Here is a 10,408-nt window from a genome sequence, read left to right on the forward strand (position 1 = left end):
GGGGTCAGACCATCCCGGCTTCCTGGAGCATCTTCAGGGTCTCCTGAAGCGATTCCAGTTTGCCGAGGTCGATCTTGGGGGCGTCGAGGGAGGCCAGCGGCGGCAGGTCCTTGACGGTGCTGGTCACGCCGGCGGCCAGCGGGTACTCCTTGGTGTCCTCGGCGAAGTACTTCTGCGCCTTCTGCGAGAGCAGGAAGTCGACGGCCTTCTGCGCCGCCGGCGCCTGGTCGCTGCCCTTGAGGATGCCGACTCCGGCCGCGTTGACGAGAGCGCCCGGGTCACCGCCCGGCAGGAAGTGGATCTTCGCCTTGACCTTGCTCTCGCCCTTCTCGGCGACCTGCTCGTACCAGTAGTAGTGGTTGACCAGGCCGAGCGAGACCTCGCCCTTGCCCACACCGTCGAGGACCTTGAGGTTGTTCTCGTAGACCTTGGGCTCGTTGGCCTTCAGGCCCTTGAGCCAGGTGCGGGTGGCATCGTCGCCCTCGAGGACGCGCATGCCGGTGACGAAGGCCTGGAAGGAGGCGTTGGTCGGGACATAGCCGATCTTGCCCTTCCACTCCGGCTTGACCAGGTCGTGCACGGTGTCGGGAACCTTGGAGACCTGGCCGGGGTTGTAGGCGAGGACGCGGACGCGGCCGGAGGTGCCGACCCAGTCGCCGGCGGCGCCGCGGAAGGCGGGGTCGACCTTGTCGAGCGCCTCCTGGGGCAGCTTGTCCAGCAGCCCCTTGGTGGAGAGGGCGCCGAGGGCTCCCGCGTCCTGGGAGAAGAACAGGCCCGCCTTGGTCTTGTCGCCCTCTTCCTGGATCTGGGCCGCGAGTTCGGCGCTCTCGCCGTAGCGGACGGCGACCGTGGTGCCGACGGCCTTCTCCAGCTCGTCCAGGAGTGGCTTGACCAGCTTCTCGTTGCGGCCGGAGTAGATCACGAGCCCGGCGTCGTCCTCGTCGACACCGCAGCCGGCAACAGCGGGGAGGAGAAGCGCTGCCGCGAAGAGCGCGGTCAAGCGTCGGACCAAGGGGCGTCGCATGGGAAGCCTTCCTGCACGTGCAGCGAGAACCTGAACGCCCAATAACTAAGGTAAAGCTAACCTAAAGGCAAGAGTGACGCACGCAACGTTTCGGCCTCACCGGGGATTCGGCGCAGCCGACCCTACACGCGAATTCGCAATGGATCTTCAACGTCCCGGCTGTGACTTTCCTGTGACTATCCCATGAGGTAAGCCTTTCCTAAGATGCGCTCGTGATAGCCCATTCCGCCCTACTCCCGGGTACCAAGTCCGTTCCGTTCGCCGGCGCCCTCGCAGAGCACGGCGGCCGCACCGCGGTCATCACCGTCGACGGCCCGGTGACCTACCGTGAGCTCGCCGACCGGGTGGAAGCCACAGCCAAGCGTCTGGGGCGCACGCGCCGTCTGGTCCTGGTGATCGGCGCCAACACCGTCGATGCGCTCGTAGTCCACCTCGCGGCCCTCTCGGCGGGGCACCCGGTCCTGCTGGTACCGGGCGGCCACCCGGAAGCCGTGCAGTCACTCGTGGAGGCGTACGACCCGGACGTGGTGGCACGCCCCGATGACAGCGGGAAGTGGCAGCTCGACGAGCGGCGCACCGTCTCCGTGCACGACCTGCACCCAGACCTCGCCCTCCTCCTGAGCACATCCGGCTCGACAGGGTCGCCGAAACTCGTCCGGCTCTCGCATGAAAACCTCCAGGCCAACGCGGAATCCATCGCCGAATACCTGGAAATCCAAGACACCGACCGCGCGGCCACGACGCTGCCGATGCACTACTGTTACGGCCTCTCCGTCATCCACAGCCATTTGCTGCGCGGCGCCGCACTGATCCTCACCGACCTCTCCGTCGCCGACAGTTGCTTTTGGGATCTCTTCCGGACCGCCCGCGGGACGACCTTCGCAGGTGTTCCCTACACCTTCGACCTGCTCGACCGAGTCGGCTTCGCCGCGATGGACCTGCCCCACCTGCGCTACGTCACCCAGGCAGGCGGTCGGCTCGCGCCCGACCGGGTCCGGCACTACGCGGCTCTGGGCCGCGCCGCCGGCTGGGAGCTGTTCGCGATGTACGGGCAGACCGAGGCGACGGCCCGCATGGCCTACCTGCCGCCCCGCCTCGCGGAAACCCACCCCGAGGCGGCCGGAGTTCCGATCCCCGGGGGCTCCTTCCGCCTCGAGCCGCTGCCCGACTGGCCCGAGGAGGGCACCGGGGAGCTCGTCTACGCGGGGCCGAACGTCATGCTCGGCTACGCCCACACCCCCGAAGACCTCGCCCTGGGCCGGACCGTGGACGAGCTGCATACCGGCGACATCGCACGGCGCACCGCCGAGGGCATGTACGAGATCGTCGGCCGACGCAGCCGCTTCGTGAAGATCCTCGGCCTGCGCATCGACCCCGTCCAGGTCGAGGCGATGCTCGCACGGCACGGGGTCAGCGCGCTGTGCGCCGGCGATGACACCGCGCTGTCCGTGGCTGCCGTCGCCGCCGGTGCACACGCCGCCGACGCTCGGCGGATACGAAACCTGGTGACGAGCGAGTGCGGTCTGCCGGCCCGGGCGGTCCGGGTCCACGTCCTGGCGGACCTTCCCCGCCTGCCGACGGGCAAGCCCGACTACCGGGCGGTACGCGAACTCGCGGCCCGCCCGGCCGACACCGACTCGTCGCCACCCGGCCCCGGCGGAGGCCCGGAAGACCTGTGCCTGCTCTACGCGCGAATCCTCGACCGGACCGATGTGACGCGGGACAGCACCTTCGTCAGCCTGGGCGGCGACTCCCTCTCATACGTCGAGATGTCCCTCCACCTCGAAGAGCGGCTCGGCCGCCTGCCGACCGACTGGCACATCACACCGATCCGGGAGCTCAGGCCACCGGAGGGCGATGTCCCCGCGCACAGGCGGACACTGGAGACCAGCGTCGCCCTGCGTGCCGTGGCGATCTTCTGCATCGTCGGCTCGCACATCCACGTCTTCGGCATCAAGGGCGGAGCACACCTGCTCCTCGCCATCGCGGGCTACAACTTTGCCCGCTTCCACCTCACCACCGCCGAACGCGGCGAACGCATCCGGCGCGCCTGCCTCAGCATCGCGCGGGTCGCGGTGCCGTCCATGATCTGGATCGGCTTCGTACTTCTCCTCAACGACGACTACACCCTGGCCAACCTCGCCCTCCTCGACAGCGTGCTGGGACCCGAGGACAGCAAAACGGGCATGCACTTCTGGTTCATCGAGGCACTGGTCTACATCCTCGTCGTCGCCGCAGCCCTCCTCGCGCTCCCCCTCGCCGACCGGGCCGAGCGCCGGTTCCCCTACGGTCTGCCCCTGACGCTCGCCGCCATCGGCCTGCTCACCCGCTACGACCTGCTCGGCCTCCCCGACCGCACACGGATACCCGACGCGGTCACCGTCTTCTGGCTGTTCGCGCTCGGCTGGGCGGCGGAGAAGGCCAGCACCAGGACCCAGCGGATCGTGGTCACGGCCGCCGCCCTGGCCACGGTGCCCGGATTCTTCCCCGGCGACCCCGGCCGAGAAGCGATCATCATCGCCACGTTCGCCCTGCTGGTATGGGTGCCGTCCCTCCCCAGCCGCGAGCGCGTCAACCAGGTCGCCGGCCTCCTGGCCACCAGCTCGCTGTACATCTACCTGACCCACTGGCAGATCTTCCCGCTGATCGACGGCTTCTCGAGGCACTCGGCCTTCCTCGCCTCACTGATCTTCGGGATCGCCTACGGCATCGCAGCGACCCGCGTGATGCGTGCTCTGCCCTCGCTGCTCTCGCCGAGGACACTGCGCAGGCGCGCCCGTCGGAGTCTCCAGGTGGTCAGCGGTCAGCCGTGGTCGAAGTCCAACGTGACGCCGTGACCGGCGGGGCGGGTGCGGCAGGCGAGGGCGAAGCCTTCGGCTACCTCTCCGGGCTCCAGATAGCCGGGGTCACGGTGGACGTCACTGACCTGTAGTCGGACGCCACCGCGAGGGGGTCGCCGACGGTTACCCCGATGATCCCCGAACCCGAACCCGAACCCGAAGCCCAGCGCCCAGCGCCCAGCGCCGCGGAGGTCGCCCTCGGCCTCTCGGCGCACCCGCCCGGGGCCCGGGCGCGTGGAACCCGGTGTCTACCGTCCTCCTGTGCCGGCTCCCAGGCGCGTACACGGATCGACGCTGACCACCCTCAGGGGGCTTCGTTGCAGGAGGTGCTGTTTTCGTTTGGGTCGGTGTGGTCACTGCAGCCCCCTATGTCGTGTCTTTCACGGCGCGCGTGCCCTTGCCGTGGCGTGGAAACGGGTGCCCCGGCTTTGCACGTCGGACGCTTGTTTCATGGACTGCCCTGGAGCGGTTTCACCTTCTGCACCACGTATCGGTGGCGGGGACGTACCGCACCAGTCCCCGCTCTTCGAAATCGTGCAGCCACCCCTCCATGGGCCATGTCCCCCAACGTGCCCTGTAGAGGGCGCCGTTGCGGATGATGTCGTCGACGTGCTGAACGGGAGGATGCTGGGTCGGGTGGTGCTGGTGATAGGCGGGCGCTCCACCGACCCACCACAGGTCCACGCCCAGCCGGGCTGCGCAGGAGGCGTAGTCGGTGTCCTCAGCGCCGTATCCGGTGTAGTCCTCACAGAACCCGCCGATGCGGTTCCAGGTGCTCGCGGTGAGGGCGAATGACAGCGACCAGAACAGCCGGGGGTCTCCCCCGCGGACGACGTGTCCGGTCGCGGGCGCGGGACGTGCGGGGTGCGGCGGGGCCATGCCGGCGAGGTCGTCGAGCGGGTAGCCGTGGGCGGGTGGGGGCGGCAGATAGGCGACGGTGCCGCAGAGCAGGGCGCCGTCCTGGGCGGCACGGGCGTAACCGTCGAGGAGGGAGGGGCCGGGGACGCAGTCCACGTCGAGGAAGACCAAGAGGTCCGCGCCGGCCGCGAGGGCGCGTGCGGCCCCGGCGTTGCGGGCGGCGGCCAATGGCAGGCGCCCGCCCTCCAGGGGGAGGGAGATGACGTCCGCGGCCGGGTTCCTGTCTGCTACGACGTCCTGGATTGCGGGATCCGCCATGGAGACGACGACGTAGTGGTCCGGGGCGCGTGAACTGCGTGCGAGGCCGTCCTGCTGGACGAGCAGGTGAGGATGTCGACCCGCCGCGATCGTGATCACCGCGGTGCGCATGCGGGCTGCCGCGGTGTGCGCCGGGCCAGCTCGGTGAGCAGGCGCCCCGCCCTCTGGGCTCCGTCGCCGGGCGACCAGAGAGCCCAGCGGTCGTCGCGGAGGCTGGCTTCAGCCAGCAGGTCAGGCCAGTCATGTGCGGCCGGCCAGCCGTCCCGTACGGTCGCCAGGCCTGCTGCGTGCAGGGCCCGAGCTGTGGCGTGCTGTTCCCCGTGGGGCCGGTCCTGGGGGATGACGATGGTAGGGACGCGGGCTGCGGCGCACTCAGCGACGGCGTTCTGTCCCGCGTGGGTGACGACCACGTCCGCGCGGCACAGCAGCGGCCACGGATCGTCGGTCCAGTCGGCCCAGGGGCCGCCGAGGAAGGTCCACGACCAGTCGGGAGTGGCTCGTACCGCCTCTCTGAGTTGGCGATCGGTGACGTCAGTGCCTCCGGCCCCCAGCATCGCCACCACCCCCTTCCGGGAGGGCGGGGCGCCACTGCCGGGGGCGGGGCGGGGGCGGCCGTCGAAGCGGGAGATGCTGCCGGTGTGCAGCGTCTTGGCATGCCAGTGCGCAGGCCAGTCCGGTTCGGGGAGGGACTGTGGCCAGGGAGCGATGAGGGCCTCCGCGAGGTCGTAGGCGAGGCGGTGGGCTTCGTCACCGCGGTCGCCGCGCATGGCGGCGATCGCGACCGGGGTGCCCATGAGGCGGGCAAGTACGGCGGCCTCCACCGATACGTCGCTGACGAACAGCGCGGGACGCTCCCGTGTGATCCACTCGGCGATCGTCCCCATCCGCTCCTGGTGACCCGGATGATCGACCGGCGCCCAGTGCAGGCGCCCGCGCGCCGTGGGGTCCGCAGGGGCGTCGTCGCGGTCCGGGGGCAACGACACCCAGCCACTCGTCCACGCCTGCGGCTTGGGCAGGGAAGTCAGGATGGTCACCGGGCCCTGCACGTGAGCGGCGATGCACTGGGCTCGGTGCAGGTGTCCGCGGCCGTGGTGGTGAACGTAGTAGCCGATCACCGCGCCACCTCCTCGTACAGGTCGGTGTAGGCGTCGGTGGTGCGGTCGAGGGAGCAGAACTGCTCCGCCCGATGGCGGGCGTCACGGCGATCGAGCTTCATGGCGCGCGGGATGAGTTCTGCCAAGGCCTCCACGTCACCCGGCGGGGCCAGGAGGCCGCAGTCCGGTGTGAGGATCTCCGACAGGGCTCCCCGGTCGAAGCCGCACACCGGTGTTCCGCAGGCCAGCGCCTCGGCGACCACCAGCCCGTACGGCTCGTCCCAGCTGGGCGTGACCAGAGCGGCGCTCGCGGAACCCAGCAGCTCGGCGAGCTCACGGCCCTCCAGGTGGCCGACGTACCGCACGTCCTCTTCCAGTAGGGGCTCGATCCGGTCCTCGAAGTACGCTCGGTCCGAGATCGGCCCCGCGATCTGCAGCGCCATGCCTGCCGCGCGAGCGGCCTCGATTGCCAAGTGGGGCGCCTTCTCGGGAACCAGTCGGCCGGACCAGACGAGGCCTCCGCCCCCCGGCCCCGGCCTCCAGAAGTCCATGTCGATGCCGTTGCGCACGACGCGGGCGCAGGGCACGGTCTCCTGCCAGGCCTCGGCAGTGAACCGGCTGACGGCGGTGAAGGTCACGGGGCAGAGGTCTTGGGCATTGATGGCGGACTCCAGCCACGGGGTGGGCGGCGTGTGGAGCGTGGTCACCACGGGAATGCGCAGTGCCGTCGCCATCGCGACGGGGAGGTAGTGCAGGCTGTTGTTGTGCACCACGTCGAAACGGTGCTCGCCGTCCCGGGCCAGGTCCAGCATCAACCCCAGGTAGGCGTGGTGCTCTTCCATCCACATGGCACTGGGCATGCTCACATCGGATCGCGCGGCAGCGCTGAACGTGGAGCGCCGCACGGGCAGTTCGCGTGCTCCCAGCGTCGGGTCGGAGCCGGGTGCGGCAAACAGTTCCACGTGGTGACCGCGCCGGTTGAGGGCACGTGCGAGCCACCACGTATGGGCTTCCAGCCCTCCGGCGAACGGCTCACTGATCGGATGTCGTGCGGATGCGATGAGGGCCACGCGCAGGCTGCTCATGGCAGCGTGTTCGCGTATAGAGACCGATGGGCGGCGGCGAGTGCGTCCCGCTCCTGTGTCCGGTGCTGCACGGTGGCCCGCGGCGCCGGCCGCTGCTCGTACGCCGTCTGCACCGCCGCGCGCAAGGATTCCTCGTCGAGCCCTCCTCGCTGGGTGTGTCCGTAGGTCAGACAGGGGCGCTGTTGGGCGTAGAAACCGCAGTCCGGGGCCGCGACGGCTGTGCCCAGGTCGTGACACGCCTCCAACCATCCGGAGTGTGTGCCGAAGAGGTAGGGCAGCACCGACAGGTCCAGCGACGCCAGGTAGTCCCAGAGTTGTTCGTCGTCGTAGTAGTCATGGACGGCGAGGGTGAGGCGCCCTCGGTCCGCAAGTTCTTCCAGTGCCTGGATGAGGCGGGGTGCGTGTGCCGCCGAGGTGGGGTCGGCCACCTCCCGGTGGATGTTGACCTGGAGCTCGGCGTCCCTGAGTTCGGCCACCGCGTCCGCGAGGACTCGTACCACGGGAAGGACGGACATGTTGGGACGCAGGCTCTTGGCGTGCACGCCGACCCGGAAGCGGTCACGGACCGGCCTGGGGCGGGTGAGGCGTGTCAGTTCGACCACGTGCGGGTGGGGCAGCACAGTCGCCGTCCGGTTCCAGCGGCTGCGGATGCTCCGGGCCGCGCCGGGAGTCAGTGTGATCAGGTGGTCGGCCGCGGGGATGATCACATCGAGGGCGGCGTCGTGGTTGGCCGGGTCCGGCTGATGGGGATTACGGAGGTCGTGCACTGTGTAGACGAGAGGCTTCCCGTGCCGGCGCAGGGCGTTCACGAGTGCGGACAGCTGGGCAGGGCTCTGGGCGTCGAAGCCAAAGTGCAGGTGGAAGAGGTCGAAGTCCTGGTGGTGGGCCTGGACCCAGTCCGGGTCGAGCATGACCGGCGGCCACCAGCGCTGCGACGTACTGGGGGCTCCGTTCGGGCGGGGATCCGGCAGGCGGCTGACGCCGTCGGGCTCCGGTGCGGAGCAATGCCGCACGTATACGTGGCCAGCGGGTACGGAGGCGACCCTGATCGCGCGAGCGGCGGGTCTGGCGTCCAGGGGCTGCCGTTCGGTCACAGTGAGCTCCGTCGGTAGGTGGGGCGTCGAATCCAGGGCAGGCGGTGCCGGCCGGTACCAGTCTGTGAAGGACCGCCCGGGTACGCATCCGGGGCACGAAGCCGAAGGGCGACCGACCGCCCTCCCGGAGGGCCCGGGACCGAAACGGCCCACGTGTCAGCTGTCGGCCAGACGGGTGAGGAACCGCTCCACGAAGTGGGCCGTGGCCCACCGTGCTCCGTGGGCCTCGACATCCGTGCTGCGCAGCACGTCGAGCACCACGGAACCCTGGATGAGTACCAGACACGCCCGGTCCGTCTGCGGCAGGTGCGACAGGAACTGACGTACCTGCCTGTCAGCAGCGCCTCCGTACGGGTGCGCCCGGGCGACGTTGTGGGCAGGACCCAGCGCGGAGGACGTCCTGCGGTACTTGCGGTCCGGTGTGGAGGCGGATGGTCGTGCTGACTGACAATGCCGGGATGACCCCACCCAGAATCCGTGTCGCTGCGTACGTCATCCGAAACCGCGCCGTCCCCGAAGTTCTGGTCTTCGACCACATGGGTATGCCCGAGGCCGGCACTCAAGTCCCTGCGGGGGGAGTCAAATCGGGCGAAGAGCTGGAAGAGGCGGTCCTTCGAGAGGTCGCCGAGGAAACCGGTCTGTTGGCAGCCACGGTCGTCCGACAGATTGCCGTGGAGAGCAAGCCCCGTCCCGACAGCGGTCAGCCACGACGAACCACCTTCTTCTTCCTCCGGGCATCAGCAGAAACCCCCGATGCGTGGGACCACCACGTCAACGGCGACGGAGACGACGCTGGCCTCACCTTCACCTGCCGGTTCCTCCCCCTTCCTCTGAAGCGACCACTGGCCGACGATCAAGATGCATGGCTGGGCAACATCGATCCGCGCTGGACCACCGTGACGGGCGACAGTCAGTGACAGCGGCAAAGGTGCTTGGGGCGAGGTAGTCGTCCTCGAGGGACGCCTCATGGAACCGGGCCGCCTCCTCTGCGTGTTCCCAGGTCCGTTCATACGACTCCCCGAGCCGCACGCGAGGAATCTGGCGGTCGGGGCCGGGTCGGGGGCGGCGGGGGCATTCAGACGGCGGATCGCCGAATCCGGCTCCCGCAGGAGCGTGCCGTACTGCTCGGTCCCGCCGCCCCCGGGGCAACGGGCCGACCGCCGCAGCCCGCCACATGAAGTGCGGGGAACGCCGTAAGGGCTCAGCGGGAGGCGTAACGGACCCAGGCGTGAGGTCCTGCAGCGCCCCTGGAGTGGCATGACCGCTCTCCAGATGTTCGGTGAACGTCTCCAGCCGGTCCGGTTCCTCGGGCCAGTCCGGATCGGCTGCGGCCCTCCCGGCTGGCTCCTTGCCACGGCCCGAGGCGGCACACCTGCCGGGCCTGCCGGTCGTGGCCCCAGAGCCGGCCCGGCAGGCCGCGGCTCCCGGCTCCACAGGCGGCGGTCCGCCCAGCCGCCCTACAGCGATTCCCTATGGCCCGCCCTAAGGGGCGGGGTGCAGGCCGGGACCGTCGGCCACTCCGGCCAGGGGAGTGGGTGAGAGGTCGGATGCCTCTTCACCGGGTTCGAGGAGGGTGTCGGCGGCACCGACAATGAGGGGGTCGGGCTGGCCCACCACGTCCTCGTCCTTGCGGTCGTAGTCGATGCTCCACAGTAGGCTGCGCATGGCCTCCAGCCGGCCGCGCCGCTTGTCGTTGCTCTTGACAACCGTCCATGGCGCACGGTCGGTGTCTGTCGCACGGAACATCTCGACCTTCGCCGTGGTGTACGCGTCCCACAGGTCCAGAGAGGCCAGATCGGTGGGCGACAGCTTCCACTGGCGCACCGGATCGACCTGGCGGATCGCAAAGCGGGTGCGCTGCTCGGCGCGGGAAACCGAGAACCAGAACTTCACCAGCAGGATCCCGTCCTCCACCAGCATCGCCTCGAACGCCGGGCACTGCCGCAGGAACAGCTCGCACTGCTCCGGCGTGCAGAATCCCATGACCTTCTCCACACCGGCCCGGTTGTACCAGGACCGGTCGAAGAAGACGATCTCCCCGGCCGCGGGCAGGTGGGGTATGTACCGCTGGAAGTACCACTGCCCCTCCTCCCGC

7 protein-coding genes and 1 pseudogene are annotated in these 10,408 nt (G+C 69.6%); 2 read left to right on the top strand and 6 right to left on the bottom strand.

Annotated features, from left to right (window positions below; all coding sequences use genetic code 11):
* Positions 1-4: 4 nt before the first annotated feature.
* Complete coding sequence (locus tag IH80_RS0111290) at positions 5-1,024, bottom strand: iron ABC transporter substrate-binding protein (protein WP_030959722.1); 1,020 nt, start codon at positions 1,022-1,024, stop codon at positions 5-7.
* 212 nt (positions 1,025-1,236) lie between these two features.
* Here IH80_RS0111290 and IH80_RS0111295 point away from each other — a divergent pair, with 212 nt between their 5' ends.
* Complete coding sequence (locus tag IH80_RS0111295) at positions 1,237-3,861, top strand: AMP-binding protein (RefSeq protein ID WP_063757275.1); 2,625 nt, start codon at positions 1,237-1,239, stop codon at positions 3,859-3,861.
* A 474-nt stretch (positions 3,862-4,335) separates the two neighbouring features.
* Here IH80_RS0111295 and IH80_RS0111305 read toward each other — a convergent pair whose 3' ends face one another.
* From IH80_RS0111305 to IH80_RS0111320, 4 genes are read right to left on the bottom strand one after another with little or no spacing between them, the layout of a single operon-like run.
* Entirely contained in the window at positions 4,336-5,151 is an 816-nt protein-coding gene (locus IH80_RS0111305) for a glycosyltransferase family 2 protein (protein WP_030959725.1), read from the bottom strand.
* On the bottom strand, positions 5,136-6,155 hold the full coding sequence (locus tag IH80_RS0111310; RefSeq protein ID WP_030959727.1) for a glycosyltransferase: 1,020 nt from the start codon (positions 6,153-6,155) through the stop codon (positions 5,136-5,138). The genes IH80_RS0111305 and IH80_RS0111310 overlap by 16 nt, the downstream gene beginning before the upstream one ends.
* Positions 6,152-7,219, bottom strand: a complete 1,068-nt coding sequence (locus tag IH80_RS0111315) for a glycosyltransferase (protein ID WP_030959729.1) — start codon at positions 7,217-7,219, stop codon at positions 6,152-6,154. Before IH80_RS0111315 ends, IH80_RS0111310 begins: the two co-directional genes overlap by 4 nt.
* Positions 7,216-8,130, bottom strand: a complete 915-nt coding sequence (locus IH80_RS0111320) for a glycosyltransferase family 1 protein (RefSeq protein WP_324609402.1) — start codon at positions 8,128-8,130, stop codon at positions 7,216-7,218. Before IH80_RS0111320 ends, IH80_RS0111315 begins: the two co-directional genes overlap by 4 nt.
* 641 nt (positions 8,131-8,771) lie before the next feature.
* On the opposite strand from IH80_RS0111320, the gene IH80_RS0111330 reads away from it, so the two are divergent.
* Positions 8,772-9,230: an NUDIX hydrolase gene (locus IH80_RS0111330; RefSeq protein WP_030959731.1), complete on the top strand. Its 459-nt coding sequence runs from the start codon at positions 8,772-8,774 to the stop codon at positions 9,228-9,230.
* A 565-nt stretch (positions 9,231-9,795) separates the two neighbouring features.
* Here IH80_RS0111330 and IH80_RS0111335 read toward each other — a convergent pair.
* Positions 9,796-10,408 (bottom strand): annotated as a pseudogene (locus IH80_RS0111335) (polyphosphate kinase 2); the annotation flags it as partial.

Origin of the sequence: Streptomyces sp. NRRL S-378, assembly GCF_000720645.1 — a bacterium.
Classification (GTDB): domain Bacteria; phylum Actinomycetota; class Actinomycetes; order Streptomycetales; family Streptomycetaceae; genus Streptomyces.

What these genes read in the sequence shown, in the direction of transcription:
- IH80_RS0111290 (WP_030959722.1), bottom strand. Translation starts at nt 1,024, where the DNA reads ATGCGACGCCCCTTGGTCCGACGCTTGACCGCGCTCTTCGCGGCAGCG.
- IH80_RS0111305 (WP_030959725.1), bottom strand. Translation starts at nt 5,151, where the DNA reads ATGCGCACCGCGGTGATCACGATCGCGGCGGGTCGACATCCTCACCTG.
- IH80_RS0111315 (WP_030959729.1), bottom strand. Translation starts at nt 7,219, where the DNA reads ATGAGCAGCCTGCGCGTGGCCCTCATCGCATCCGCACGACATCCGATC.
- IH80_RS0111320 (WP_324609402.1), bottom strand. Translation starts at nt 8,130, where the DNA reads ATGCTCGACCCGGACTGGGTCCAGGCCCACCACCAGGACTTCGACCTC.
- IH80_RS0111330 (WP_030959731.1), top strand. Translation starts at nt 8,772, where the DNA reads ATGACCCCACCCAGAATCCGTGTCGCTGCGTACGTCATCCGAAACCGC.